Here is a 26,020-nt window from a genome sequence, read left to right as displayed (position 1 = left end):
GAGTACACATGATGAAGATCAGACTGACCCTCTCAGCCCTGTTTGTTGCCAGCCTGCTGGCCACCCCCGCTATGGCCAAGGAGTGGAAAACCGTGCGTTTCGGGGTGGAGGGGGCCTACCCGCCCTTCTCCTGGACCGATGCGTCGGGCGAGATCAAGGGGTTTGATATTGATCTCGCCAACGCCCTGTGTCAGCAGATGGCGGTCAAGTGCGAGCTGGTGGCGCAGGATTGGGACGGCATGATCCCGGCCCTGCTGTCGCGCAAATACGATGCCATCATCGCCGCCATGTCGATCACCGACGAGCGGCGCCAGAAGGTCGATTTCACCGAAAAATATGCCCATATTCCCAATCGCTTTGTGGCGGCCAAGGGGACCGAGCTGACGTTGACCCCGGAAGGCATGGCGGGCAAGCGCATCGGGGTGCAGCGTGCTACCACCCACGACAAGTACCTGACCGACAATTTTGGCTCGAATGTCACCATAGTCCGCTACGGCAATGCCGATGAGGCCTATCTCGATCTGAAGGCGGGTCGGGTGCTGGCCCTGTTGGCCGATGCCTCTGCCATCGAGCAGGGGCTGCTTGGCAAAGAGGGGGGCGACAAGTTCGACTATGTGGGGCCCGCCCTGACCGATCGCCAGTGGTTTGGTGATGGTATGGGGATCGCCGTGCGCAAGAGCGATAAGGAGCTCAAGGGCAAGCTGGACGAGGCGATCAAGGCACTGCGTGCCAACGGCACCTATCAGCAGATCAACCAGAAGTACTTCAAGTACGATATATATGGTGGTTGACGGGAGGAGGGAGCTTGCTCCCTCTCTTTTCATTGGGCAAGCGACAATCGTGCAAGGAGGATCGCCATGTTGACCCTGATCGAGGGGGCCGAGATCTTCAGCCCCACCCACCTTGGCCAGCAGGATCTGCTGGTGGCCGATGGCCGTATCGCCTGGATGGGCAAGGGGTTGACGGTGCCCACAAACTGGCCGCTGCACAGGGTCGATGGTCGAGGCCGCTATCTGGTACCCGGGTTGGTGGATCCGCTGGCCCATATCACCGGCGGTGGCGGTGAGGGGGGCTTTGCTTTTCGCACCCCTGAGCTGGCGGCGAGCGAGGCGCTCAAGGCCGGCGTCACCACCCTGGTGGCGGCGCTTGGCACCGACAGCCTGACCCGCACTCCCGTGCAGGTGCTCGGCAAGGTGCGCGAGTTTCGCGCCGCCGGGGTGAGCGCTTTTATGTATACCGGCTCCTACCATCTGCCGATCAAGACCCTGACCGGCACGGTGGAGTCGGACATCATCCTGATCCCCGAGGTATTGGGGGTGGGGGAGGTGGCCATCAGTGACCACAGATCCAGCGCGCCGACCCACGATGAGCTGGCCAGGCTTGCCAGCGAGGCGCGAGTAGCCGGGCTGCTTGCGGGCAAGAGCGGGATCAGCTTCTTCCATGTCGGGGATGGCAAGGGGGCATTGGCCCCCCTGCGGGCCCTGCGCGATGAGACTGACATTCCGCTGCGCCAGCTCTATCCCACTCACTGCAACCGCAACCCCTGGCTCTTTGCCGAGGCCATCGAGTGGGGCAAGGCGGGAGGTTGGGTCGACCTCACCACCTCGAGCTTTCCCGATCTGCTGGAGGATGGCGAGCGGCTTGCCGCCGATGCGTTTCTCGAGCTGCTGGCCGCCAATGTGCCTGCCGATCGCATCACCTTCAGCTCGGATGCCAACGCCAGCCTGCCGCGCTTTGATGGCGAAGGGCGGCTAATCGAGATGCGCTGCGGCCAGATTGCCAGCCTGTGGCAGCAGTGCGTGCGCGCGACCCGGCTCGGTGTCTCGCTGGAGAGGGCGTTGGCCGTGGTGACGAGCAATCCGGCGCAGGCGCTGGGGCTTGGCAGCAAGGGGCGTATCGGGGTCGGGCAGGATGCGGATCTGCTGCTGGTGCACGACCGGACGTTTGCTATCGAACGGGTGATGAGTGGCGGCCAGTGGCGCAAATAAGGCTGCGGGTAATATCGTAGTCAGTGCGAGTGCGTGGTTGCTCCAAACAGCCAAAGCCCGACAACAAGGTCGGGCTTTTTGATCTGCAATGTGGAAATCAGGCTTAGATCGCCAGAAACCCGAGGATCAGGATGGGGCCGAGCAGGCTCAGGATAAAGCCGGAGACAATGGCCACCGGCACCACCTGAATGCCCCCTGATTTCTGGATGACCGGCAGGGTGAAGTCCAGCGCCGTGGCGCCGCCGTAACCGATGGCTGCCGAGGGGTGGCGTCGCATCAGGACCGGGATGATCAGAATGGCGATAAGCTCGCGCCCAAGATCGTTGATAAAGGCAGCAGAACCGAGCACCGGCCCCAGTTTGTCGGCTACCAGAATGCCGGAGAGCGAATACCAGCCGAAGCTCGAGCTCATCGCCAGACCATGGGCAAAGGGCATGCCCAGCAATTGGGCCGCCAGCAGGCTGCCAAGCCAGCTGCTGAGGATGACGGTGGCGGCTATCTTCATCCCCCAGGGGTTGAGCAGGATCTGGCGCAGCCGCATGCCGGAGTTGCGCATCTGCACCCCGATGAGAAACAGCAGCAGCATCAGGGCCCACTCGCTCCACTTGTCGATGGGCAGTGCGCGCAGATCCACCAGCAGCCCGAGCAGCACACCGCCGAGCACCACAAAGCAGAGCTGCAGGGATTCCCACAGCAGGTGTAGCTTGCCCGGCATCTTTGCATCGTTCGCCTCGTGGGTCGGCGGCGTGCGCTTGTCGAGCCACCAGAGGGCCAACAGGTTGCAGAGCGTGATCGCGGTCAGCATCACCCCGGCGACCTTGAAGATCACCGCCAGATTGCTGCCCAGGTTCTCCACATAGGCAAGCCCGAGCCCCATCAGAAACAGAATGAGGTAGACCATCTTGCCCAGACTCTGGTTGACCAGCTTGATCAGCCGGGCAGAGGAGAGGGGGATCAGATAGCCGATTGCCAGTGGCAACAGGATCAGCAACACATTGAGCAGCATCGAGGCCTCGATCACAAAAACTGATAAAAACACCACCTTATCATTACTTATTGGCTCTGTGTCACATATCTCTCGCTTTCATGGTCAAAAACAGCCCTTTTGGGGGCTAATTGTTACTTTTTTGCCACAACCTCTCTGTTTGATAAGGTTCTGTGCGAGCCCGAGTGCACCAATGAAATCAAGTTGATCCGATCTTGGGGTCTGATATTTCGCTCTGCAAGGGTCTGCATAAAGCCATTTTGGTGCCGGTTTGGCACACATCACGCTTTTCTCTTGCCACTGATATGATTGGGGTATAAAAAGGCGGTATCGGAACAGCCATTGAAACGGCTGTTTATGCAAACAAAGTGCTGAAAAATACGCAAAGAGCGAATAAAAATAGAGCGAATCCTCTGAAGACCCTCGTTCTGTATTGTTTTTTCACTATCCGGGTGATATTTTCGCTGAAGGTTGCCATCGGTTAACTTTTTGTTAAATGGACGGTGGTTGAGTCACGCCCCTGCGGCGTCTAGGGACAGACAAGGTTGTAATGGATGAGCGACGTTGCCGCACTGGAAGTACGTGATCTGCACAAATATTTTGGCACCCACGAAGTGCTCAAGGGCATCGACATGACCGCCCACAAGGGGGATGTGATCTCCCTTATCGGCTCCTCCGGCTCGGGGAAGTCGACCTTTCTTCGCTGTATCAATCTGCTTGAAACCCCCTCATCCGGCACCGTCTCGCTCCATGGCGAGTTGATCCGGATGAAAACCAGCCGCGCCGGCGAGCGGTTGCCCGAGGATATGCGTCAGGTGGAGCGGATCCGCAGCCGACTGGCCATGGTGTTTCAAAGTTTCAATCTCTGGTCACACATGACCATCATGCAGAACATCATCGAAGTGCCGATCCAGGTGCTCAAGGTGCCTCGCGCCGAAGCACTGGCCAAGGCAGAGCAACTGCTCAACCGGGTTGGACTCTGGGAGCGGCGCGACTACTATCCCGGTCACCTCTCCGGTGGTCAGCAGCAGCGGGCCGCCATTGCCCGTGCGCTGGCGGTAGAGCCCGAGGTGATGCTGTTTGACGAACCCACCTCGGCGCTGGATCCCGAGCTGGTGGGAGAAGTACTTGGCCTGATGCGCGAGCTGGCCGAAGAGGGACGCACCATGCTGGTGGTGACCCACGAGATGTCGTTTGCCCGGGATGTATCGAACAAGGTGATGTTTTTGCATCAGGGGCGGGTGGAAGAGGAGGGCAACCCCAAGGAGATTTTCGCCCATCCCAAATCCGAGCGGTTCAAGCAATTCATCTCCTCCATCTACTGATGGCGGGATGCCTGGTTACCCAATCAACTGTTTTATCAAGGAGAGATACATGAACAAGCTGATGCTGGCGACAGCCGTAGTCACTGCCCTCGCGTCCGGTAGCCTGATGGCCAAGGAGTGGAAAGAGGTGCGTATCGGGGTTGAGGGTGCCTATCCCCCCTTCTCCTGGACCGAGCCCAGTGGCGAGGTGAAAGGCTTTGATATCGACATCGCCAACGCCCTGTGCGAAGAGATGAAAGTGAAGTGCACCCTGGTCAAGCAGGACTGGGACGGCATCATTCCGGCGCTGCTGTCACGCAAGTTTGACGCCATTATCGCCACCATGGACATCACAGAAGAGCGCAAGAAGAAGGTGGACTTCACCCAGAAGTACCAGCACATTCCGGCCCGCTTTGCCGCCAAGAAGGGCACTGATGTGCAGCTCGACAAAGCCTTTATGGAAGGCAAGTCCGTCGCGGTGCAGCGTGCGACCTCCATGGATACCTTTATTACCGACAACTTCCCCAACGCCACCATCAAGCGTTACGGCACCGCCGATGAAGCCTATCTCGATCTGAAATCCGGTCGTGTGGACTATGTGCTGGCCGACTCTGCCGCCATCACCGACGGTCTGCTGAAGAAAGAGGGCGGTGATGCCTTCGAATTCGTCGGCCCGAAACTGACCGATCCCAAGTGGTTTGGCGAGGGTGCCGGTATTGCGGTGCGCAAGGCTGACAAGGATCTGAAAGAGAAATTCAACGCCGCCATTCTGGCGCTGCGTGCCAACGGCAAGTACAAGGAAATCAACGACAAGTACTTCGAGTTCGACGTTTACGGAGAGTAAAACAAAGAGACGTTTACGGCGAGTAAGTCCAAAGACGTCTACGGCAAGTAACGACAGGTTGATCCCGTCAGTAGTCATCGGGCCCGTCACCTCCCTGAGGGAGTTTACGGGCCCGCATTGATTGCAATGGAGCTGCACATATTTCATTCGGACTGCTATGGAGCCTTCTGGTTAGCAGGTGCGTGAAGATTCAGTGGCGATGGAGCTGCATATGTTTGATTTGAAAGGATACGAAGCCTCGCTGCTGGAGGGCGCCTGGGTCACCCTGGAAGTGGCGCTGGCCTCCCTGCTGCTGGCGTTGCTGCTGGGGATGCTGGGGGCGCTGGCCAAACTCTCTCCCTACAAGTGGGCCAGGGCCATCGCCACTGGCTACACCACCATCATTCGCGGCATCCCCGATCTGGTGCTGATGATGCTGCTCTTCTTTGGCGGCCAGGTGCTGATCAACGGCATCTGCACCTGGGTCAACGAGACTTACAACAGCTGGTTACTGGAGAGCAATCCCAATCAGGAGTGGGTCTCCCTGCTGCCGGACTATATCGACATCAGCCCCTTTGTGGCCGGTGTCGCGACCATCGGTTTTATCTTCGGCGCCTACATGACCGAGACCTTTCGCGGCGCCATTCTGGCGGTGGACAAAGGCGAGCTGGAGGCCGCACGGGCCTTTGGCATGCGGGCAACCCAGGTGTTTGTGCGGATCCTCTTCCCCCAGATGATGCGCCACGCTTTGCCGGGGTTTGGCAACAACTGGCTGGTGCTGCTGAAAACCACCGCGCTGGTCTCCATCATCGGCCTTGATGACATGGTGCGCAAAGCCTCGCTGGCGGCGGGCTCGACCCAGCAACCCTTCACCTTCTACATGGCGGTGGCGCTGATCTTCCTGATCTTCACCGCAGTCTCCACCTCGGCGCTCAAGTGGGCCGAGCGTCACTATGCCATCAAGACGAGGTAAGCCATGGATTTCTCAATCATTCTCAAAGAGTGGCCCACCTACTGGGAGGGGCTCTATACCACCGTCTGGCTGGTGGCCCTCTCTCTGATCCTTGGGTTGATGCTGGCGGTGCCCATGGGCATCCTGCGCAATAGCCGCAACTGGCTGATCAAGGGGCCGATCTGGGCCTATATCTACTTCTTTCGCGGCACCCCGCTGCTGGTGCAGCTCTTTATCATCTACTACGGCGCCGCCCAGTGGGAGTGGCTGAAGAACAGTGCCGCCTGGTCGCTCTTCTCCGAAGCCTGGTTCTGTGCGCTGCTGGCTTTCACCCTCAATACCGCCGCCTATACCGCCGAGATCGTGCGCGGGGCGGTACACAATATGCCGCGTGGCCAGATTGAGGCAGCCAACGCCTTTGGCATGACCCGCTGGCAGACTCTGACCCGGATCATTTTGCCCAACTCGTTTCGTCGGGCACTGCCGGCTTACAGCAACGAGGTGATCTTCATGCTGCAAGGCTCGGCGGTGGCGGGCATCATCACCATCGTCGATCTGACCGGCGCGGCGCGGATCATCAACTCCCGCTACTACAGTCCGTTCGAGGCGTTTTTGACCGCAGGGCTGCTCTATATGCTGCTCACCTTTGTCATCGTCTGGCTGTTCAAGAAGTGGGAAGCGCGCTGGCACGCCCACCTGCGCCCGCGCAATGTGTAAGGTGTGATCTGCCAAGATGAGCGAAAATGGCCCCGCCTGTTGCAGGCGGGGTCATTTTTCATCTTCATCCTCTCCCCGCCCGGTTTGCCAAATGGCGACCGAGCAGGGAGAATGCAGCACTCCCGAGCGCCGCCAACCGTTGGCTGCGTGCCTTATCCCCCAGTTCCCGAGGTTTTATGTACCGGATATTGTTTGAGCATCCCGCTTTCCTGGTTATCGACAAGCAGCCCGGCATCGGCATGCACGACGAGAAGGGCGACGGTGATTCGGTCAATCCGGGACTGGTCAATCGCGTGAAGGCCGATACCGGGCTCACTCTCTATCCGGTGCACCGGCTCGACAAGATGACCTCCGGCCTGGTGCTGCTGGCCCGCACCACGGAGGCGAATCGCGAGCTGAGCATGGCTTTTGCGGCCCGTGAGGTGAGCAAGCAGTATCTGGCGCTCTCCGATCGCAAACCCAAGAAAAAGCAGGGCTGGGTGAAGGGGGATATGCAAAAGGGGCGCGGTGGCAGCTGGATGCTGGCTCGCACGCTGGAAAACCCCGCCATCAGCTGGTTTGATTCGGTGTCGGTGCGCGAGGGGCTGCGGCTCTATCGCATCAAGCCCCAGACCGGCAAAACCCACCAGATCCGGGTTGCCCTCAAAAGTATCGGCGCCCCCATTCTCGGGGATGAGCGCTATGGCGGTACGCCAGCCGATCGCGGCTATCTGCATGCCTGGCGACTGAGTTTTACCCTGGCGGGCGAGCCGTTCGACTTTGTCTGCCCGCCCGATGTGGAGAGTGAATTTGTCACTCCCGAGCTCACGGCAGCCATCGCAGCCCTTGCGCCCTGATGCTGATGCGCCCAGCGTCTGACACCATGATCCATTCAGCGAAAGAGCGTGATCCTGACGGACGTGCGCCGCGCTGGATCCTGGCCGACTTTGACGACACCCTGGCCCCCGGCGACAGCCACGCCGGCCTGCTGCGCTATATCCTGCGCCGCCGGATCTGGCCGCTGCTGCTGTTGCCAGTGATTGCGCTGGGTGGCTTGGTCTATCTTCTTCCCAGCCAGCGGCGGCGCGGTATCTCCCTTATCTGGTGGGCCATCACGTTGGGGCTCTCTCCTCTCGGCTGGCGCAAGCTGGTGCGCGCCTATTGCCGCACGAGGCCGGGGCTGTTTTGTCAGGCTCGCGAATTGTTGCAACGGGAGGGGGCGCGCTGCTGGGTGATCTCCGCCAGTCCCTGCGCGCTGGTGCGAGCCCAGCTCTATCAGCAACTGCCCGGCCAGTTGCCCCACAGGATCATTGGCTCGCAGATGCACTACCGTTTTGGCGGCCTGATGCCGCGCTTCTATTGCCACGGCCAGCACAAGCTGCTGCCGGAGATTTGCGCCCTCAATGCCGAGCTGGCCTTGAGCGACAGCCTGCACGATCTGCCACTGCTGGGGTTGGGGAAAGAGGCGTGGCTGATCAATCCGACGCCTGTGCGACTGCAAAAGGCCCGGGCCTGCTTGCCCCATCTGATGGTTAAAAACTGGCAACTGTAAGGCAAAGCTGACAGCCCTGCGGGTCATTACCGTTTGATCCGCAAGGCTGCGGCTTGAATGTCACAATCCATTTACATTCTTTGCTGCCAGCTGCGAAAAACTATCTGCATCTCGCCTCTTCTCTTCCTGCTACGCCCTGCTTCTAATGAAACAAGTTGTTAACACTTGCCGCGCCGCTGGGTGCCGCAATCCGTTTTAACCGAATCAAGAGCAAGGAGCGCCCGATGAATGCCACCTCTTCCGCCACCCATACCATCAATCCGTTAGGCACAGACGGTTTCGAGTTTGTCGAGTACACGGCCCCCGATGCCAAGGGGATTGCCGCCCTCAAGAGCCTGTTTGTTTCGCTCGGGTTTGCCGAGGTCGCCAAGCACATACACAAGCAGTGCTGGCTCTACCGGCAGGGGGATATCAACTTCGTGGTCAATGCCGAGCCTCACTCCCAAGCGGAGCAGTTTGCCAGCCTGCATGGGCCGAGCGTTTGCGGCATGGCGTTTCGGGTAAGTGATGCGGGCAAGGCCCAGCAGTTCGCCATCGCCAAGGGGGCCAAGCCCTTTGTCGGCAAGATTGGCCCGATGGAGCTCAATATTCCCGCCATCTACGGTATCGGCGAGAGCACGCTCTCCTTTGTCGACCGCTACGGCGACAAAGGCTCCATTTATGACGTGGATTTTGTCTTCTACCCCGACTGGCAGGCCCGGATGGCGGAGGTGGATGCCGGTCTTATGGAGATCGATCACCTGACCCACAACGTCCATCGCGGCAATATGGATGTCTGGTCCAATTTCTACGAGCGGATCGGCAACTTCCGCGAAATTCGCTACTTCGATATCGAGGGCAAGCTGACCGGGCTGCACTCCCGTGCCATGACCGCCCCCTGCGGCAAGATCCGTATCCCCATCAACGAGTCGGCGGATGACAAGTCCCAGATTGAGGAGTACCTGCGTCAGTACAAGGGGGAGGGGATCCAGCACATCGCCATGGCCTCCAGCGATATCTACCACACCATCCGCACCCTGCGCAGCCGCGGTACCGGCTTTATGCCGACCCCGGATACCTACTACGAGAAGGTGAACAGTCGGGTCGAGGGGCATCAGGAGGATCTGGCGGCCCTCAAAGAGCTGCGCATCCTCATCGACGGCTCCCCCACCAAGGATGGCATCTTGCTGCAGATCTTCACCGATACCGTGATAGGGCCGGTCTTCTTCGAGATCATCCAGCGCAAGGGCAACGAAGGGTTTGGTGAGGGCAATTTCAAGGCGCTGTTTGAATCGATCGAGCTGGACCAGATCCGCCGTGGCGTGCTGGATGGCGGCGAGGATGGGAAGGGTGCCCGCAAAGAGGGAGCGAGCAATGCGTAACTGGATTAACTTCCCCTATCGGGAGGGGACTCACTCCCGACAGGCCCATGCCGATCTGCCGGAGCAGGCCATCTATGAGCGCGAACTGGGGCGCAGCGGCTTTTTCGGCCCCGCCACCCACATGCACCACAAGCATGCCCCCACCGACTGGAGCAGTTGGGAGGGGCCGCTGCGGCCACGGCTGTTTGACTTGAATGCCCTCCAGGAGGAGGTAAGCTCGCTCTCCCCTTGGGTGGCCCCCGACATTCTTAGCAACCCCCATTGCCGCTATCGCATCTGGCGGCTCTCCGAGGCGATGCCGTTTCTGGTGCGCAACGCTGACGGCGACGAGCTGCTCTTTATCCACGAGGGGGGCGGTGAGTTCTTCTGCGACTACGGCCACCTGACTCTGCGGGACGGCGACTACGTGGTGATCCCCCGCGGCACCATGTGGCGCATCGAGCCGACGGCGCCCCTGTTCATCCTGATGATCGAGGCGACCAACGACAGCTACCAGCTGCCGGACAAGGGGCTGGTGGGCAATCACGCCATCTTCGACCCGGCGGCGCTGGATGTGCCTGCCATCAACGAACGCTTTTTGGCCCAGCAGGATGAGAATCCATGGTCGCTGCAGGTGAAGCGCCACGATCAGGTGTCGGTCATCACCTGGCCCTTCAACCCGCTGGATGCGCAAGGGTGGCACGGCGACTTGTGCGTGGTGCGCCTCAACTGGCGGGATATCCGCCCGCTGATGAGCCACCGCTACCATCTGCCGCCGTCGGCTCATTCGACCTTTGTGGCGAGCCGCTTTGTCATCTGTACCTTCGTGCCGCGCCCCATCGAGAGCGATCCCGGCGCCCTCAAGGTGCCCTTCTATCACAGCAATGATGATTACGACGAGGTGCTCTTTTACCACGCAGGGGACTTCTTCAGCCGGGACAATATCGAGCGGGGCATGGTCACCTTCCATCCCGCCGGTTTCACCCACGGCCCCCATCCCAAGGCGTTTGCGGCAGGGCAGGCCTATGCCAAGAAGTTCACCGACGAGGTGGCGGTCATGCTCGATACCCGCGATGCGCTGAACGTTGGCAGTCTGTGCGAAGGGATCGAGAACACCCGGTATGTCTCCAGCTGGCAGCGCCCGGACGCTGCTGCCGGCAAATAAGGAATCGCTTATGAAATTGGCAACATTGAACAATGGCAAGCGCGATGGCGCTTTGGTGGTGGTGAGCCGGGATCTGACCCGTGCGGTACGGGTGAGCGAGATTGCCCCGACTTTGCAGGCCGCCCTCGACGAGTGGGCCGAGGTTGCCCCTAGGCTGGAGGCTGTCTATCAGCAGCTTAACGAGGGCCGCGTGGCCGAGGCGTTCCCCTTTGACGAAGCGTCTTGCCTCTCTCCGCTGCCGCGCGCCTATCAGTGGGCCGATGGCAGCGCCTACGTCAACCATGTGGAGCTGGTGCGCAAGGCGCGCGGCGCCGAGATGCCGGAGAGCTTCTGGCACGATCCGCTGATGTATCAGGGGGGCTCCGACAGCTTCCTCGCCCCTCGTGGGCCGATTGTCATGGGTTCGGAAGAGTGGGGGATCGATTTCGAGTCGGAAGTCGCCATCATCACCGACGACGTGCCGATGGGGGTGAGCCCGCAGGGGGCCGCCAGTCATGTCAAGCTGCTGATGCTGGTCAACGACGTGAGCCTGCGCAACCTGATCCCGGGGGAGCTGGCCAAGGGCTTTGGCTTCTTCCAGTCCAAACCATCCAGCGCCTTCTCGCCGGTGGCCATCACCCCGGACGAGCTGGGCGATGACTGGCGTGATGGCAAAGTGCATCTGCCGCTTCTGACCCACCTCAACGGTGCCCTGTTTGGTGCGCCCGAAGCCGGGGTGGACATGACCTTCAACTTCTTCGAGCTTATTGCCCATGCGGCCAAGACCCGCCCCCTTGGTGCGGGCTGCATCATCGGCTCCGGCACCGTCTCCAACTACGATCGCAGCGCCGGTTCATCCTGCATCGCCGAGCGCCGCATGCTGGAAATTCTTGATTGTGATCAAGCTATAACCCCCTATTTGCAGTTTGGTGATAGAGTGTCGATCGCGATGGAAGATCGCTCTGGCCAAAACCTGTTTGGCACCATCTCTCAACAGGTGGTGCCAGCGAGCGGTCAGGGAGGTTGATGGCAAGCGCCGGTTGGCGGCAAGGATATTCGGGATATGTCCGGATCACGACGAGCCCTCAACCGGTGCCGGATACACAAGGAGGCAGGTGGTGAGCACCTGCCGGGCTTCGGGCCCAGATAAGATGCAGGGACAGATTATGTTTCAGTTGTTTGGCTATTGGCGTTCGTCGGCAAGTTTTCGGGTGCGGATCGTGTTGCAGCTCAAGGGGCTCGCCTACGAGCAGCATCCCATCAATTTGCGGCAAGGCGAGCAGAGCGAGAAGGCCTATCGCCGGCTCAATCCGCAAGGGCTGGTGCCGTTTCTGGTGGATGGCGATGTGCAGATCGGTCAGTCGGTCGCCATCATGGAGTACCTCGACGAGACCTATCCCGCCTACTCACTGATGCCCTCTTCCCCCGACGCGCGGGCTCGGGTGCGCCAGATCGTCAACATGATCGCATGCGATATTCACCCGCTCAACAATCTGCGGGTACTCAACTATCTGGAAGAGCACTTCAGGGCCAACAACGAGCAGGAGGCTCGCTGGTATCGCCACTGGATTGACGAGACCTTCACCGCCCTCGAACAGCTGTTGATGACCACCGCCGGTGTCTACTGCGTCGGCAACGAAGTGACCCTGGCCGACTGCATGTTGGTGCCCCAGGTCTACAACGCCCGCCGCTACGACATGACCCTGGACGATTACCCCACCATCCGCCGCATCGTCGCCAACTGCGAACAGTTGCAAGCCTTTATCAAGGCCGCCCCCGCCAACCAGCCGGATGCGCAGTGACCTACTGACTTGAATCGCGGGATGGCGTCAGCACGCCATCCCGCGCGTTATATCTCCTCATCTCTTTATTTCCCTTCTGTATGCGCCTTGCGTGCCTTGTGTTGACGGCTGAATGTCGCCAAGGATCCTGCACTTGTCACACTTATCAACATTTTGCATCGATTGAGTCTTTATTGTTGGTGTTTTGGGCTGTCAGTCACACTCAAGTCAGTTGATTGGGCCTAGTATCGCCACGCCAGCGGGACAGCGGAAAGCAGAAATGCGCACAGGTCGCCTATCAGGGGGCCTGGCTACCTCCCTGGTTTCCATGGTTTATTCGCACTGCTCTTTTTCGTGTTTACGGTTTGATGGCCCGCACTGCCCGCCCGTGTCACCGCGCAGATCCCTTGTGACAGCGGCAGGTTGACTGGCGCGCCACCGCTTATTTGCAACCACTCTGTGCAACAAGGAGATCTCATGTATTCCTTCAAAAAGTGCGTCGTCGCACTCTCCATCAACCTTGCTCTCTTCTCGTCGGCGTTCGCCTGTACCACCTTGCTGGTCGGCAGTGAAGCCAGCGCCGATGGCTCCATGATGGTGGCCCGCAGCGCCGACAGCGATGCCCTGAAAGCCCAGCATTTCGTGATCCATCCGGCCAAGCAGGGGCAGAGCGGTATGCACAGCTCCAAGGCTCACAATGGCGCCAATGATTTCAGCTACCCCTTGCCGAAAAACTCCCTGCGCTATACCACGGTACCGAACTGGAAGACCCAGCTGCATGGCGCCACCGGGTTCAATGAGAAGGGGGTAGGGGTGAGCGGCACCGAGTCCATTTTTGCCTCACCCGAAGCGCTCGCCTTTGACCCCTATGTGGAAGATAAGGGGATCACCGAGGATGACATTCCCGATGTGTTGCTCTCCCGGTCCACATCGGCCCGCGAGGCGATCTCGTTGCTTGGCAACATCATCGAGACCATTGGTGCTGGGGAGGGATTTGGTGTCGCCGTGGTGGATGATAACGAGCTCTGGTATCTGGAGACTGCCACCGGCCATCACTGGATGGCGCAGCGTCTGCCGAAAAATCACTACTTTGCCACCGGCAATCAGGGCCGCTTGCAGCAGTACGATCCCGCCAGTGCCGATATGATGGGATCGAAGAATCTGATCAAATTTGCCACCGAGAAGGGGCTCTACCATCCGCAAAAGGATGGGGCGTTCAACTTCTCGAAAGCCTATACCCGCGATGACGAGCGGGACCGCACCTATAACGATCCGCGGGTCTGGACCATCCAGCAGATGTTCAACCCCTCGCTCAAGCAGGCGGTGGATGCCGGTCGTCAGTTCCCGGTCACCCTCGCCCCCGAGAAGAAGATGACGCTGGAGGAGGTCAAGGCGGTGCTGCGCAATCACTATGACGGCACCGAGCACGATCCCTACAGCAAGGGGTTGAACGGTCAGGAGCCGTGGCGCCCTGTCAGTGTGTTCCGCACCTACGAGTCCCACGTGATGCAGGTACGCCCCTGGATGCCGCGTGAGGTGGGGGAGGTGACCTATGTGGGCCTCGGCATGGCGGACTTGACCGCCTTCGTTCCCTACTACAGCGGTCTGGAAGCCTATCCGGCCCACTATGCCATGGGTAGCGACAAGGCCGACAGCGACTCCATCTACTGGAAATATCGCAAGCTGCAGACCCTGGTGATGACCGATTACCCCAAATTGGCCCCCATAGTGAAGCAGGCGTACCAGAGCTGGGAGGCGAAGATCGCCAAAGAGCAGAAAGAGATGGAAGCCAGCTACCTGAAAACGGTCAAAACCGACAAGGCCGCCGCTAACAGCATGCTCAACGACTTCAATCTGCGGGTGATGAAGGAGGCGGAAACGCTGACCGAAGATCTCACCAACCAGATCTTCACTGTACGCACCCAGGATATTCAGGCCGATATCTTCTTCGCCAACAAGGCGAAAAAGGACTGATTGCCCCCATGATGTGGTAAGGCGGCAGAGCGTGTCGTCATCCATGTCTTGAGTATGGTGATCTTCTCACTGTCACCTTTGTTATCAGAAGACGACATAACGAAAAGCCTTCACGGGAGTGAAGGCTTTTTTGCAGAGTGTTCAGATGAGCACGACGAAGCCTGTCTGGCTAAAAACGGTACTCGATATGGAGGGTATGGCTGTCCAGCCCCGGGTTCTTGTCATACATATAGGCGTTGGACATGTGCTCATACTGATAGCCGATCAGCCAATTCTTGGTGATGGCGTAACCGAGGCCGATACCCAGAGCGAACTGCAAGGGACCGCCGTAATCCTTGTAGCCGTGGCCGCGGGTGCCAAATTGATACTGATCGAGCCAGACCATTTCGCCGGGGATCCAGGTCACCCAGTTACCCCATTGGCATTCGATACGGGCACCGCCTCCCAGTCTTGCTGTCTCTTCATCTTCTACCTTGAGGGTACCGCCACGCACTCCCAATCCAAATTGACAGGCCGAGTCTCCCCAGCGCCAGAACATGTGGTGAAACTTGGCATCGGCGATCTTGATGTCAAGCTTTTCATTGCTGAACGCCTTGCCCAGCTGCAGGGCAAGAACATTGTCATTGGCCACGGCCCCTGTGCTGGTGAGCAGTGAAACCAGCAGGCCAATCCTTGATAGAGTGTTAGCGTCCATGCCCCCTCCAATGTCGTTGAGACCCTGTGGTGCCGATTCAATCGGACACATATCAGGCATAGTCAACAGGCAATAACCCTGTCAATCACGGCCAGAAAAACTAAAAAAAACCATGTTGGCGAATAAATGGTCTATCGCTTTTATGTTCTCAATAACGGGGGAAAAACGGAGTCTGCCTGAACGTTATTTGAACAGTTTGTTATGTGTGATGTTAATGGCGGTCACTTTTCAGGCAATGGCTGAGTGGATTGATGGGGATATCAGAGAGGTTGCCGAACTCGAATAAAGTATTGCTAACCATATTTTAATTGAAAGTTCAATGGATGTGACTCGCAAAAAATTAATTTCTTTTTGGAGGAGCGAGGGATAATTAAGAAATTTCTAAATTAATCTTGCTTGTCGTCAAAAATATTTACACCGTGCGAATACATTTATTACCAATGTTGCTTTGAGCGTAAATCTTTTAAAAACAGAGTCTTGTGTCCCTCCTTGTCGTGTGAAGAATGCAGGTGAGTTTTTTGAGTGTTGACCCAATTGTGGCTTATTGATAGCATTCGAAAAAAATGAGAATAAGTATGATATACGTCACATTGTGACGTTCTCATGCACGGGGTGGGTGCTTACATTGCAATCAATTTCTGTCTGCTTTTTGAGCTGGCAGGTATCGTTATTTTCCCTCCTGTTTTAGTTTTACATCCATTTTGTCTGTTTTTTGTCCGGGAAGATGTCATTGCCGTGCGGTAGCTATGGCAAAAAAACAGTGTTTCGCATCAACATCGCTACATCTTTACAGCAATTGAGCAGCATTGCTCATTTTAGAGCTCATGCCTACTTCTGATGAGACTATTGCTGTTCTGTCTGAGATCCATCATATATCGTGTCTTGCTCGATTCACTCAGAACATTCTGAAATGTGTGCTGTAAATGGTAATTTTTTGAGCAAAGCCCTCTTGTTCAGACTGCCTGGTATCGCTTCGCAGTCTCGGCAGATTGTCTGTTGATGAGGAACTCAAAACCCGCTTTTGCAGTTGCAGGGCTGGGGATGAACAGCCACATGTCAGTTCGTTTTTTGGTCATGAAAGATAATGAGTCGATCGGCAATAGCGTTGCCAGACCATAAGGCGACCTGGCTTTAACAGATCAACACTTGACTCCATGGGAAATATTGACACATGAATTTTGCAACCCGGTTATTGGCCATATCGTTAGCCATACAAGTTGGTGGCTGTGCATATGAGCCAAAGCAGGTAGAAGCGTCTCGTCCTCTCGTCAACCCGTCAGTTGCTACTGAATTGTATGCCATGCCTCCCGATCTGCAGCAGGCGCTGAATACACTGCCACAAGGCGCTGCATTCAGTAGAAACAATGTTACCTATACCCTGGGGCAACGCTATGTTTCGGCTCTGGGTCTTGAGTGCGTTGAGTTGTTGTTTAACAGCATGCAAGGCCATTCGCAAAGGCGCGCGGCATGCAAGACTGAAGAACAATGGTATCTGATACCTCAACTGGAACAGACCTCTGTCAGCAACCTTCTTGCTGAGCAATAAAATGAAGGCACATGTTTTGAACAAAATGAAAATTTATCAGCTCGGCACACTTCTGTTTCTCATCAGTACATCCTGCGCAACCATGGCCATTGCCGCCCCGGATTTAGCGCAAGCAAATGGATCATCATTTGGTTACACCCTTTCAGGAAAGGCTGCTGAAAACACCGGCACCCAGCTTGGTGGTCAAGCAGCACTGAGTGGGCAGGCCAACACAAGTTCAACGACCGGGAGTTTTACTCAACAGAATCGTCAAGGGATGTTGTTACCCGGTGAGGCAGATGTACGTAAATTACTGCCCCTGGCAGAGGCTGGATTACCTCCTCCCTATGGCGCCAATCTGTTTGCCGGTGGCTATGAGACCGAACGCAGCGATGGCTTGAATGACAATTATCTGATAGCGCCAGGGGACAAGCTTAATATCTGGATCTGGGGTGCCGTCAATTTTTCAAATGTAGTGACGGTAGATAATCAGGGCAATATTTTCATCCCTGATGTCGGCCCGATAAATGTCAAGAATGTACCTGCCAGCCAGGTCAATAATCTGGTGACCAGCAGGATTGGCGATGTTTTTACAAATAATGTCAATATCTACGTCAACCTGCTGACAACAACTCCCGTGAGTGTGTTTGTCACTGGCCCGGTAATACGGCCAGGCCAGTATGCGGGTCAATCCTCTGACAGTGTGCTCTATTTTCTAAAGCGGGCTGGGGGGATCGACTCGGAGCGCGGCAGCTATCGTCAAATAAAGGTATTACGCCAGAATCAGGTCATCCAAAAAATCGATCTGTATGAATTCATGCAGCAGGGCAAAATGCCCAAGCTCTCTTTTAAAGATCAGGATGTCATCCTGGTAGAGCCACAGGGCCCGATGATAAATGTTGCGGGCAAGGTTCGTAATCCCTTCCGTTTCGAATTGACTCAGCGTAATACGCTAGGCTCGGAGCTGGTTAACTACGCACTGCCGCTTGCCAAGGTGAGTCATGTCGGGGTGATAGGTGACCGTCCAAGTGGTCCATTCTCCATCTATTTACCTTACAAGGATTTTGCCAGCCTCCAGCTTAAGGATGGTGACAAAGTCTTGTTCAATGATGACATGCATGCACAGGTTTATGATGTGCAGGTCGCTGGTAGCTATATGGGGCCCTCATATTTCACTGTGCGCAAGCAGACCAAACTGCATGAGCTGCTCAACCATATTCCCATTGACCCACAGCTTGCCGATTACCAATCCATCTACCTGATGCGCAAGAGTGTCGCTGCGCGGCAAAAAGAGATGTTGGAAGAGTCGCTCAACCGGTTGGAACGCAGTGTGTTTACTGCTCCTGCCAGCTCGGATGGTGAAGCGTCGATCCGTGCCAAAGAGGCTGAACTGGTGATGCGCTTTGTCGAAAAGGCCAGAAAAATCCAGCCTCTTGGCAAGGTGGTGGTCGCAGACAAGGGGATTGTTGCGAACATTCAGTTGGAACAGGGTGACCAGATTGTCATACCGAACAGAACGGACCTGATCCAGGTCGGTGGGGAAGTATTGATGCCGCAAGCTGTGGTCTATAACGCCAATGCAACTCTCGATGACTATGTGGCCTGGGCGGGTGGATTTACCGAGCGTGCGAATGACCAGCGGATTGCCGTGGTTCATGCCAACGGGTTGGTGGAGTTTAAAGATAAGGGGAGTGTCCAGCCCGGTGATCAGATCCTGGTGTTGCCCAAGGTCGACAGCAAAACCATGCAATCGGTCAAGGATATTACCCAAATCATCTATCAGATCGCCGTGGCTGCTAACGTAGCAATTAAGTAAGCCGCTTCTTGATGAGAAAAAGCAGACTCGCCAACGGGCGAGTCTGCTATGGGTAAAGCGAACTAATGAATAAACCGATTCTTAATCAAACGCCGCGCACATCCCTGCAGGTGTTGCGAGATGTTGTCTTTGGCCTGCTTATTCGTGAGCTTAAAACCCGCTTTGGTAGTTATCGGTTGGGTTATGCTTGGGCACTACTGGACCCTCTGCTGATGATCGGTGCCTTTAGCCTGATCTTTGGCTTGCGCGGTCATAGCGGATTTGGCGGAGCGCCAGCACCACTCTTTATCACCGCAGGGTATCTGCCTTTTCTCTTTTTTAAAAATGTGGTGAGCAAACTGCAAACGGCAGTTAGCTCCAATATGGGGCTGTTTTGCTACCGTCAGGTCACCCCATTCTCAACCTTCATCGCTCGTTTTATGCTCGAAAGCATGGTGGGGATGATGGTGGGAGTAATACTGGTCCTAGGGTTACTCTGGCTGGGCTTTGATGCCATCCCCGCCGATCCGCTGCAGGTGATACTTATCTATCTGCTGCTGATGATATTCTCGTTTTCTCTCGGTATTGTTTTTTGTGTGATCTGCAACCTGATGCAAGAGGCCGACAAGTTTCTCGGTCTGCTGATGATGCCATTGATGTTTATCTCTTGTGTCATGTACCCGCTGGCCACTATTCCGGCCCAATATAGGCATTGGTTTTTATGGAATCCGCTGGTGCATGCCCTCGAGCTGATTCGCAGTGGCTGGATTGCCGGCTATAGCAGCCCATATGTCAGTTGGGAGTATCTAGCGGCTGTCACCCTGATACTGCTCACCTTTGCCATGAGTTGCTATCGGTTAAGCCACCGTCGCTTGATTGCAAGTTAAAGTGAAACCAGATGATCGTTCTTGATTCTGTTACCAAGTACTACCCGACCAAATTTGGCCGTAATTATGTGCTGCGCGATGTCTCGCTCACTTTGCCCCAGGATCGCAATATCGGCATTCTGGGGGTCAACGGGGCGGGCAAATCGACCCTGCTACGACTGCTCGGGGGCATGGATATGCCCAACCGTGGCAAGGTGAGCCGGCATTGCCGGGTCTCCTGGCCACTGGCATTGGGGGGGGGCTTTCAGGGCAGCATGACGGGGCGTGAAAATACCCGTTTTGTTTGCCGTATTCATGGGGTGCGCGAGACGGCTGCTGTTGAGGAGTGGGTCAAGGAGTTCTCGGAAATCGGTCAGCATTTCGAGCTGCCAATCAAGGGATACTCCAGTGGTATGCGTTCCAAATTTTCCTTTGCGGTTAGCATGGCCTTTGATTTCGATATCTATCTGACTGACGAAATCACTTCGGTGGGGGACGCTCGTTTTAAGCAGAAGTGTATCGATGTTTTTAACCAGAAACGTGAAACTGCCAGCCTGATTATGGTGTCGCACGATATGAAAAACCTGCGTCAGCAGTGTGATATGGGTATTTTATTACGAAATAGCAGATTGGAGGTATTTGACAATATCGACGATGCGATCCGTATTTATCAAAATCTATAATAAGCACAATTAAACATGACACAACCTATCAGAATTGAAAAGCCATCACGCTTCGTGCGGAAGCTTCGCAAACTTGGCAAAGAGCCGAAGCGTTTCTTCATTGATTCCAACGGTTATAAAATCGCCCACAGGTCTTGGCAACAGAGTCTGAAACTGGGCAGCTTTTTGTGGGTTGTAGCCTGCTTTACCATGGCATCGATCTATTTTGGCGGGATTGCTTCAGACCGTTATGTCAGCCGAAGTGACATCATTATCAAGCAGGCAGATCAAATCAAAATGTTGCCCGATGCCCTGTCTATGCTGGGGCTGGGTGGTAGCAATCATCAGGACGTATTGCTGGTACAAGAGTACCTGCGCTCTTGGGATCTGCTGGCCAAGCTGGATCGCGAATTGGCGCTCAAAGCGCACTACCAAAGCCATGATGCCGACTTCTTCTCCCGTTTATCGGGGGAGGCGACCCGCGAAGAGTTTCTTGAATATTACCGTGATCACCTGACCTTGCGTCTTGATGAACTCTCCGGGGTATTAACTATCGAATTGCAGGCTTTTGATCCCGTATATGGCCAGCAGGTAGTGAGCATGATGCTGAAAGAGGCGGAAGGTTTTATCAACAAGCTGGGCCACCAGGTCGCCATGGATCAGCTCGCATTTGTCGAGCAAGAGGTTAACCGTTCCCATCAACGCTTGCAGGCAGAGAAAGCCAAGGTACTGGCGTTTCAAAATAGCCATCAGCTAATCAGCCCGGAATCGACCAGCACTGCACGCCTTGGTGTGGTCAGTGAAATTGAAGCCGAGCTGGTGCGCCAGCAGGCAGAACTGAAGCAATTGCGCAGTTATATGAAAGAGAGCGCACCAGGGGTGGTATCGGTGCAAAGTCGTGTTGATGCGTTAAGCAAGCAACTGAAACAGGAAAAGGCGAAATTGACCACCAATGATGCCGGTGCTGGCACTCAGGTGGCACCTGAGGCAATGAACGAAATCACTGCCCAATATATGGATCTGAAAACCCAGGCCACTCTGGCTGCTGATCTCTACAAGACGGGCCTTATCAGTCTGGAGCAAGCCCGCGTTGAGGCATATCGCAAGCTGAAACACCTGCTGGTTGTGACGAAGCCAACCTTGGCGGAAGAAGCCGAATACCCACGTCGCTTGTATAACCTGGTCACAATTGGTGTTCTGCTTTGCCTCTTCTATGGCCTGATTGTTATGGGGTTGGCGACCTTGCGTGAACACCAGGATTGATAAGGTGATGCAAGATAGGTCAGATCTGTATTCTTGGCAGATGAGAATATCATCTGCCAAAGAGATAACGTTGAGGATTGAGGTCTGCCTGTCAGAATATAGCCAAGCAACGACTTTATAAAAACTTATTGGTTTTTGATAAAACCTGCATGCTGTTCATATTCCACGCTATGTAGATAATAGGTGGCTATAATTTTCACTTAATTATATATGTGGAACAATTTCTTTGGGCAATAATAAACGACCATGTATTGCTTTAGTGGCCGACCAGTTTACTACATTCAGTTTGGCTCCAGACGCAGATTTAATTCAAATAACACCGATAGATTGGCAATGGAAGTTAAGGTTTTTCAAACCTGACTTTTTATTTGTCGAATCAGCCTGGCGTGGTTATAAAGATAGCTGGAAAGGGAAAATAGCCAGTTATGCCCATAGTTCGCCCAATAAACCAGAGCTACGCAGGTTGCTGGAATTCTGCCACAAGCGGAAAATCACAACAATTTTCTGGAACAAAGAGGATCCGTTTCACTTCGAACGCTTTGCTGATGCGGCCGCGTTGTTTGATGTGGTATACACTACGGATTCCGGCTCACTGAGGCGCTATCATGCGCTCCCCCATCAGCGTTTTCAGCATGTCGGTGTGCTGATGTTTGCTGCCCAGCCACGCTGGTATCACCCTGCAGAGAAGGGAGTGCGGGGTCCGGAGGTCGCATTTCTGGGGGGCTATTATGGTAATGAGCTGGCTGAGCGAAGCAGGGCTCAAGAAGATATTCTTCTGGCATTGCGAGATAAAAAACTGATTATTTTTGACCGGTTTTGGCAGAAGGGAAATGGCTGCAGCTATCCTGAGCAACTACAACCTTACTGTAAACCTGCGATCACTCAAATGTCGGTTGCCAAGGCATATCAGAAATATCAAATATATTTAAACTTCAATACGATTAGTCAATCTTCAACAATGCTATCCCGTCGGGTGTTTGAATTGGCCGCTGCTGGCTGCCCTATTATCAGCACCCCTTCGATCGCCATGGATAACATTTTTGGCAAGAGCATTGTCGCAGTGCAGGATGGTGCTGCGGCGCGCGAATGGTGTGAACAATTACAAAATAATGTTCGACTAAGAGACGAATTGGGTCAAAACGCGATGGAAATCGTGCTGGCCCAACACACCTGGCAACACAGGCTGACACAGCTCAACAGTGAACTCAGTCTTTATTAGTTAATTTCGGATAGATAAAACCAATTAGCTCACACGGGAGTGATTATTATGCCAATTAAGGCGCAGCGAGTATTGATCGTTTTTGGTACCAGACCGGAAGCCATCAAGATGGCCCCTATCGTCAAGGCTTTCCAGGCTAATCGCAAGGTTGACGTCAGGGTTTGTGTTACCGGGCAACACCGGGAGATGCTGGATCAGGTTCTCAACCTGTTCGAAATTGAGCCGGAATATGATCTCAACATCATGAAGCCGGGCCAGGATCTGACCGATGTCACGACCGCCATCTTGCAGGGGCTCAAACCTGTTTTTGCCGAGTTCAAACCGGACCGCATTCTGGTGCACGGTGACACGGCTACGTCGTTTGCGGCGACACTGGCTGCCTACTACCACCGTATCGCAGTTGGCCATGTTGAAGCTGGGCTGCGCACCGGCAACATCTACTCTCCCTGGCCGGAAGAGGGGATGCGTCGTTTGACTGGCGGCATCGCCGATCAACACTACACCCCGACGATCAGCTCGCTGAAAAACCTCATCATGGAGAACATCGCTCCGGAGACCATCTTCGTCACCGGTAACTCGGTGATCGACGCCCTGATTGAGGTTTCCCAACGCATTGATAAAAACCATGGCATGAAGGCTGAGCTGGCCGCGCGCTTCCCTTTCCTCGACAAGAGCAAGAAGCTGATCCTGGTCACCGGTCATCGCCGCGAGAATCACGGTGATGGCTTTGAACGGATCTGCAAGGCGCTCTCCGTGCTGGCCCAGCGGGATGATGTGCAAATCGTCTATCCGGTTCATCTCAACCCCAACGTACAAGAGCCGGTCAACCGCAACCTCAAGGGGCTCGACAATGTGCATCTGATCGAGCCGCAAGATTACCTGCCGTTCGTCTATCTGATGAAGCAGAGCTACCTGATCCTGACCGACTCGGGCGGTATTCAGGAAGAGGCACCCACCCTGGGCAAACCGGTGCTGTGCATGCGAGACACCACAGAGCGTCCTGCTGCTGTCAAGGCCGGAACAGTTCGTCTGGTGGGGACCTGTGACGAGACGATCGTTGCAGAAACCGTTCGCCTGCTGGATGACGAGCTGGCCTACCAGGTGATGAGCCATGCCAACAACCCCTATGGGGATGGCAGAACCAGTCAGCGCATCGTCGAGGCCGTCATCGGTCTGAGCGGCGCCCTCGGTCAGCAGATTGACAGCAGCCTGCAAGTGGCCTGATTTACAGATTACATACCTGTCCTTGGGGGCATGCATTATGTCCCTTTTTTACTTTTGAGAGCACAAAATAATGAAATTTGAAACCATCTCCGTCGTTGGTCTGGGTTATATCGGTTTGCCAACAGCTGCAGTCATCGCCAGCAACGGCATTCGGGTTATCGGAGTCGATGTCAACCAGCATGCGGTAGATACCATCAACCAGGGCAAGATCCATATCGTGGAACCGGGCCTGGAAGATTTGGTCAAGCAAGCGGTGCAGGATGGCCACCTGAGCGCCCATACCTGCCCGCAGAAAGCGGATGCCTTCCTGATTGCCGTACCGACTCCGTTCAAGGGTGAAGATCACGAACCGGATCTGAAATATATCGAGAGTGCTTCCCGTGCCCTGGCACCCATGCTGGAGAAAGGCAATCTGGTGGTGCTGGAGTCCACTTCTCCGGTGGGGGCCACCGAACAGATGGCCAAATGGCTGGCCGAAGAGCGCAGCGATCTGACCTTCCCGCACACAGTGGCAGAAGGCCAGACCCCTGACATCTTTGTTGCCCACTGCCCGGAGCGCGTGTTGCCCGGTCAGGTGATCCGCGAGCTGGTGGAGAACGATCGCATCATCGGTGGCATGGACAAGGCCAGTACCGAAGCCGCCACTCAGGTCTACAAGATGTTTGTCAAGAAGGGTGAGTGCATTGCCACCGAAGCGCGCACCGCCGAGATGAGCAAGCTGACCGAGAACGCTTTCCGTGATGTCAATATCGCCTTTGCCAACGAACTGTCGCTGATCTGTGACCAGCAAGGTATCAATGTATGGGAGCTGATCTCCTTGGCCAACCGTCACCCGCGCGTCAATATCCTGCAACCGGGTTGCGGCGTGGGGGGCCACTGCATCGCAGTCGATCCCTGGTTTATCGTCAATCAGAATCCTGACACTGCCAAAATCATCCATCAAGCTCGCCTGGTCAACGACTACAAGCCGCACTATGTGGTGGAGCAGGTGGAAAAAGCGGTTGCCGGCCTGAGCAACCCGAAAATTGCCTGTCTGGGTCTGGCCTTCAAACCGGATATCGACGATCTGCGCGAGAGCCCGGCGCTGGATATCACCAAGACCTTGGCCAACAACCCTGCCTATCAAATTCTGGCGGTGGAACCGAATATCGAAACATTGCCTGCTGTATTGGAAAATCGCAACAATGTCACCTTGGTATCTTTGTCTAATGCATTACAACAGGCAGATGTTGTATTGATTCTTGTCAAGCATAAAGGGTTTATTGGTATCCAGAGGTCAGATATTAATTCAGCCAAGTTTATCGATGTCGTGAATGCTGTCTCAATATGATCACTCAGTTATAAATACCTAACTAGATTAGTCAACTTAGTCTAAGCAATAGTGAGTGATTATAGTGTATGTACTATTTAAAGTAATATATTAACATTGTCAATCACTCACTTTCTTTAAGGTTTATTCATATAAATGCTTCTAATATTATAAGTGAGCATGAGATATTTTTACGGGACTGTGATGAAAGAAAATATAGAACAGACATCTTCTCAGCTTAACAAACTAGTTGTCGAGTATGAGAAGGCACTTAGTGAATTAGAGACAATCAGAGTCATCAATGAAAAGTTAAAAAATAGCTATTCCTATAGACTTGGAAATGCACTTATCAAGTCAAAAGGGAGCTTTAGTGCACTTATAAAATTACCTAGTAAGATTCTTAATATCAAATCTGAGATAAAGCGGCAAGATGAAAGGATAAACTCATCTATTTCCGCAACGAAAAACCATAACATTGATATACCATTGGTTAATTTTTGTAAGTTAGGAATAAATCCTATTCGCCTCGATAAGAACGTTTTATGGTATGAGTTCAGTCTTGATAAGCTCAAAACATTCAGCGTTCTGCATAGACTATTTACCGAGAGCATTGATGATATAAAAAATCATGAGCAAGCGGTAATGCGTGTAGAAATTTATGATAATAAAAATAATAATATAACATCCAAAAAACATGATCTTTATCATTCTAAAGCGGTTGGTTATTATAGATATGTTGATTCTAGAAAGCCTTATAGTGAATTCAACGTATCCAAGGATGTGCAAAAGATAAGATTAGGATTCCATGCATGGAAAAATCATGGAGATATATTTATTGATAACCAGGTTTTTTATTTGATGAACGTGGTTGGAGTGATGAACAGCCTATATCAACACCATCCTCAATAAGAGTAATAAAAAATG

24 protein-coding genes are annotated in these 26,020 nt (G+C 54.7%); 22 read left to right on the top strand and 2 right to left on the bottom strand.

Annotation, left to right across the window (positions count from 1 at the left end; all coding sequences use genetic code 11):
- The first annotated feature begins 8 nt into the window (after positions 1-8).
- Both G5287_RS18805 and iadA read left to right on the top strand, forming a co-directional pair.
- Positions 9-791 (top strand): ABC transporter substrate-binding protein, encoded by a 783-nt coding sequence (locus G5287_RS18805; RefSeq protein ID WP_019445361.1) that lies wholly within the window; start codon positions 9-11, stop codon positions 789-791.
- A 66-nt stretch (positions 792-857) separates the two neighbouring features.
- Positions 858-1,988 (top strand): beta-aspartyl-peptidase, encoded by a 1,131-nt coding sequence (gene iadA, locus G5287_RS18800; protein WP_421231712.1) that lies wholly within the window; start codon positions 858-860, stop codon positions 1,986-1,988.
- 103 nt (positions 1,989-2,091) lie between these two features.
- Here iadA and G5287_RS18795 read toward each other — a convergent pair whose 3' ends face one another.
- Positions 2,092-2,994: a lysine exporter LysO family protein gene (locus tag G5287_RS18795; RefSeq protein ID WP_421173029.1), complete on the bottom strand. Its 903-nt coding sequence runs from the start codon at positions 2,992-2,994 to the stop codon at positions 2,092-2,094.
- Between the two features lie 533 nt (positions 2,995-3,527).
- Here G5287_RS18795 and G5287_RS18790 point away from each other — a divergent pair.
- From G5287_RS18790 to G5287_RS18740, 11 genes are all read left to right on the top strand, one after another.
- Positions 3,528-4,298 carry an ABC transporter ATP-binding protein gene (locus G5287_RS18790; RefSeq protein ID WP_005337310.1) on the top strand — a complete coding sequence of 257 codons (771 nt, stop codon included), beginning with the start codon at positions 3,528-3,530 and terminating at the stop codon, positions 4,296-4,298.
- A 49-nt stretch (positions 4,299-4,347) separates the two neighbouring features.
- Positions 4,348-5,121 (top strand): ABC transporter substrate-binding protein, encoded by a 774-nt coding sequence (locus G5287_RS18785; RefSeq protein WP_005337307.1) that lies wholly within the window; start codon positions 4,348-4,350, stop codon positions 5,119-5,121.
- A gap of 211 nt (positions 5,122-5,332) precedes the next feature.
- Positions 5,333-6,073 (top strand): ABC transporter permease, encoded by a 741-nt coding sequence (locus tag G5287_RS18780; protein ID WP_005352911.1) that lies wholly within the window; start codon positions 5,333-5,335, stop codon positions 6,071-6,073.
- Positions 6,074-6,076: 3 nt separating this feature from the next.
- Positions 6,077-6,769, top strand: a complete 693-nt coding sequence (locus G5287_RS18775; RefSeq protein ID WP_005337302.1) for an ABC transporter permease — start codon at positions 6,077-6,079, stop codon at positions 6,767-6,769.
- A gap of 176 nt (positions 6,770-6,945) precedes the next feature.
- Positions 6,946-7,605, top strand: coding sequence for a TIGR01621 family pseudouridine synthase (locus tag G5287_RS18770; protein ID WP_421231711.1), 660 nt, complete (start codon positions 6,946-6,948; stop codon positions 7,603-7,605).
- Between the two features lie 26 nt (positions 7,606-7,631).
- On the top strand, positions 7,632-8,300 hold the full coding sequence (locus tag G5287_RS18765) for an HAD family hydrolase (protein WP_421231710.1): 669 nt from the start codon (positions 7,632-7,634) through the stop codon (positions 8,298-8,300).
- A gap of 224 nt (positions 8,301-8,524) precedes the next feature.
- Positions 8,525-9,661: a 4-hydroxyphenylpyruvate dioxygenase gene (hppD, locus tag G5287_RS18760; protein WP_421231709.1), complete on the top strand. Its 1,137-nt coding sequence runs from the start codon at positions 8,525-8,527 to the stop codon at positions 9,659-9,661.
- Positions 9,654-10,805 (top strand): homogentisate 1,2-dioxygenase, encoded by a 1,152-nt coding sequence (locus G5287_RS18755; RefSeq protein ID WP_421231708.1) that lies wholly within the window; start codon positions 9,654-9,656, stop codon positions 10,803-10,805. Before hppD ends, G5287_RS18755 begins: the two co-directional genes overlap by 8 nt.
- A gap of 10 nt (positions 10,806-10,815) precedes the next feature.
- Positions 10,816-11,811, top strand: coding sequence for a fumarylacetoacetate hydrolase family protein (locus tag G5287_RS18750; protein ID WP_179902021.1), 996 nt, complete (start codon positions 10,816-10,818; stop codon positions 11,809-11,811).
- Between the two features lie 139 nt (positions 11,812-11,950).
- Positions 11,951-12,586, top strand: coding sequence for a maleylacetoacetate isomerase (gene maiA / locus G5287_RS18745; RefSeq protein ID WP_167558274.1), 636 nt, complete (start codon positions 11,951-11,953; stop codon positions 12,584-12,586).
- A gap of 456 nt (positions 12,587-13,042) precedes the next feature.
- Entirely contained in the window at positions 13,043-14,539 is a 1,497-nt protein-coding gene (locus tag G5287_RS18740; protein ID WP_421231707.1) for a C69 family dipeptidase, read from the top strand.
- Positions 14,540-14,708: 169 nt separating this feature from the next.
- On the opposite strand, the gene G5287_RS18735 is transcribed toward G5287_RS18740, so the two are convergent.
- On the bottom strand, positions 14,709-15,233 hold the full coding sequence (locus G5287_RS18735) for an acyloxyacyl hydrolase (protein ID WP_421206598.1): 525 nt from the start codon (positions 15,231-15,233) through the stop codon (positions 14,709-14,711).
- A 1,171-nt stretch (positions 15,234-16,404) separates the two neighbouring features.
- Here G5287_RS18735 and G5287_RS18730 point away from each other — a divergent pair.
- The 9 genes from G5287_RS18730 (at position 16,405) to G5287_RS18690 (ending at position 26,005) form a co-directional block, all read left to right on the top strand.
- Positions 16,405-16,779, top strand: a complete 375-nt coding sequence (locus G5287_RS18730; RefSeq protein ID WP_201996467.1) for a hypothetical protein — start codon at positions 16,405-16,407, stop codon at positions 16,777-16,779.
- The gene (locus tag G5287_RS18725) at positions 16,766-18,574 is read left to right on the top strand and encodes a polysaccharide biosynthesis/export family protein (protein ID WP_266135642.1); all 1,809 of its coding nucleotides are present in this window, start codon (positions 16,766-16,768) and stop codon (positions 18,572-18,574) included. Before G5287_RS18730 ends, G5287_RS18725 begins: the two co-directional genes overlap by 14 nt.
- A gap of 65 nt (positions 18,575-18,639) precedes the next feature.
- On the top strand, positions 18,640-19,440 hold the full coding sequence (locus G5287_RS18720; protein WP_216953358.1) for an ABC transporter permease: 801 nt from the start codon (positions 18,640-18,642) through the stop codon (positions 19,438-19,440).
- Positions 19,441-19,451: 11 nt separating this feature from the next.
- On the top strand, positions 19,452-20,102 hold the full coding sequence (locus G5287_RS18715) for an ABC transporter ATP-binding protein (protein WP_201989227.1): 651 nt from the start codon (positions 19,452-19,454) through the stop codon (positions 20,100-20,102).
- 15 nt (positions 20,103-20,117) lie between these two features.
- On the top strand, positions 20,118-21,344 hold the full coding sequence (locus G5287_RS18710; protein WP_216953359.1) for a sugar transporter: 1,227 nt from the start codon (positions 20,118-20,120) through the stop codon (positions 21,342-21,344).
- 226 nt (positions 21,345-21,570) lie between these two features.
- Positions 21,571-22,563, top strand: coding sequence for a CgeB family protein (locus G5287_RS18705; protein WP_254204259.1), 993 nt, complete (start codon positions 21,571-21,573; stop codon positions 22,561-22,563).
- A 48-nt stretch (positions 22,564-22,611) separates the two neighbouring features.
- Positions 22,612-23,787, top strand: coding sequence for a non-hydrolyzing UDP-N-acetylglucosamine 2-epimerase (wecB, locus tag G5287_RS18700; RefSeq protein ID WP_216953360.1), 1,176 nt, complete (start codon positions 22,612-22,614; stop codon positions 23,785-23,787).
- A 70-nt stretch (positions 23,788-23,857) separates the two neighbouring features.
- Positions 23,858-25,117 carry a UDP-N-acetyl-D-mannosamine dehydrogenase gene (gene wecC, locus G5287_RS18695; RefSeq protein WP_421231706.1) on the top strand — a complete coding sequence of 420 codons (1,260 nt, stop codon included), beginning with the start codon at positions 23,858-23,860 and terminating at the stop codon, positions 25,115-25,117.
- Between the two features lie 183 nt (positions 25,118-25,300).
- On the top strand, positions 25,301-26,005 hold the full coding sequence (locus tag G5287_RS18690) for a hypothetical protein (RefSeq protein WP_421231705.1): 705 nt from the start codon (positions 25,301-25,303) through the stop codon (positions 26,003-26,005).
- The last annotated feature ends 15 nt before the right edge of the window (positions 26,006-26,020 follow it).

Source organism: Aeromonas sp. 603079, from assembly GCF_049172135.1.
Lineage (GTDB): Bacteria > Pseudomonadota > Gammaproteobacteria > Enterobacterales > Aeromonadaceae > Aeromonas > Aeromonas veronii.
The sequence above is the reverse complement of the archived record's forward strand: the minus strand, read 5'-3'. Positions and strand labels throughout refer to the sequence as shown.

Excerpts from the sequence above, each read along its gene's own strand:
- G5287_RS18730 (WP_201996467.1), top strand. The coding sequence starts at position 16,405 with ATGAATTTTGCAACCCGGTTATTGGCCATATCGTTAGCCATACAAGTT.
- iadA (WP_421231712.1), top strand. The coding sequence starts at position 858 with ATGTTGACCCTGATCGAGGGGGCCGAGATCTTCAGCCCCACCCACCTT.
- G5287_RS18690 (WP_421231705.1), top strand. The coding sequence starts at position 25,301 with ATGAAAGAAAATATAGAACAGACATCTTCTCAGCTTAACAAACTAGTT.
- G5287_RS18780 (WP_005352911.1), top strand. The coding sequence starts at position 5,333 with ATGTTTGATTTGAAAGGATACGAAGCCTCGCTGCTGGAGGGCGCCTGG.
- wecB (WP_216953360.1), top strand. The coding sequence starts at position 22,612 with ATGCCAATTAAGGCGCAGCGAGTATTGATCGTTTTTGGTACCAGACCG.
- G5287_RS18790 (WP_005337310.1), top strand. The coding sequence starts at position 3,528 with ATGAGCGACGTTGCCGCACTGGAAGTACGTGATCTGCACAAATATTTT.
- G5287_RS18720 (WP_216953358.1), top strand. The coding sequence starts at position 18,640 with ATGAATAAACCGATTCTTAATCAAACGCCGCGCACATCCCTGCAGGTG.
- G5287_RS18775 (WP_005337302.1), top strand. The coding sequence starts at position 6,077 with ATGGATTTCTCAATCATTCTCAAAGAGTGGCCCACCTACTGGGAGGGG.
- G5287_RS18755 (WP_421231708.1), top strand. The coding sequence starts at position 9,654 with ATGCGTAACTGGATTAACTTCCCCTATCGGGAGGGGACTCACTCCCGA.
- wecC (WP_421231706.1), top strand. The coding sequence starts at position 23,858 with ATGAAATTTGAAACCATCTCCGTCGTTGGTCTGGGTTATATCGGTTTG.
- G5287_RS18770 (WP_421231711.1), top strand. The coding sequence starts at position 6,946 with ATGTACCGGATATTGTTTGAGCATCCCGCTTTCCTGGTTATCGACAAG.
- G5287_RS18750 (WP_179902021.1), top strand. The coding sequence starts at position 10,816 with ATGAAATTGGCAACATTGAACAATGGCAAGCGCGATGGCGCTTTGGTG.
- G5287_RS18735 (WP_421206598.1), bottom strand. The coding sequence starts at position 15,233 with ATGGACGCTAACACTCTATCAAGGATTGGCCTGCTGGTTTCACTGCTC.
- G5287_RS18805 (WP_019445361.1), top strand. The coding sequence starts at position 9 with ATGATGAAGATCAGACTGACCCTCTCAGCCCTGTTTGTTGCCAGCCTG.
- G5287_RS18785 (WP_005337307.1), top strand. The coding sequence starts at position 4,348 with ATGAACAAGCTGATGCTGGCGACAGCCGTAGTCACTGCCCTCGCGTCC.
- G5287_RS18715 (WP_201989227.1), top strand. The coding sequence starts at position 19,452 with ATGATCGTTCTTGATTCTGTTACCAAGTACTACCCGACCAAATTTGGC.
- G5287_RS18765 (WP_421231710.1), top strand. The coding sequence starts at position 7,632 with ATGATCCATTCAGCGAAAGAGCGTGATCCTGACGGACGTGCGCCGCGC.
- G5287_RS18795 (WP_421173029.1), bottom strand. The coding sequence starts at position 2,994 with ATGCTGCTCAATGTGTTGCTGATCCTGTTGCCACTGGCAATCGGCTAT.
- hppD (WP_421231709.1), top strand. The coding sequence starts at position 8,525 with ATGAATGCCACCTCTTCCGCCACCCATACCATCAATCCGTTAGGCACA.
- G5287_RS18710 (WP_216953359.1), top strand. The coding sequence starts at position 20,118 with ATGACACAACCTATCAGAATTGAAAAGCCATCACGCTTCGTGCGGAAG.
- maiA (WP_167558274.1), top strand. The coding sequence starts at position 11,951 with ATGTTTCAGTTGTTTGGCTATTGGCGTTCGTCGGCAAGTTTTCGGGTG.
- G5287_RS18740 (WP_421231707.1), top strand. The coding sequence starts at position 13,043 with ATGTATTCCTTCAAAAAGTGCGTCGTCGCACTCTCCATCAACCTTGCT.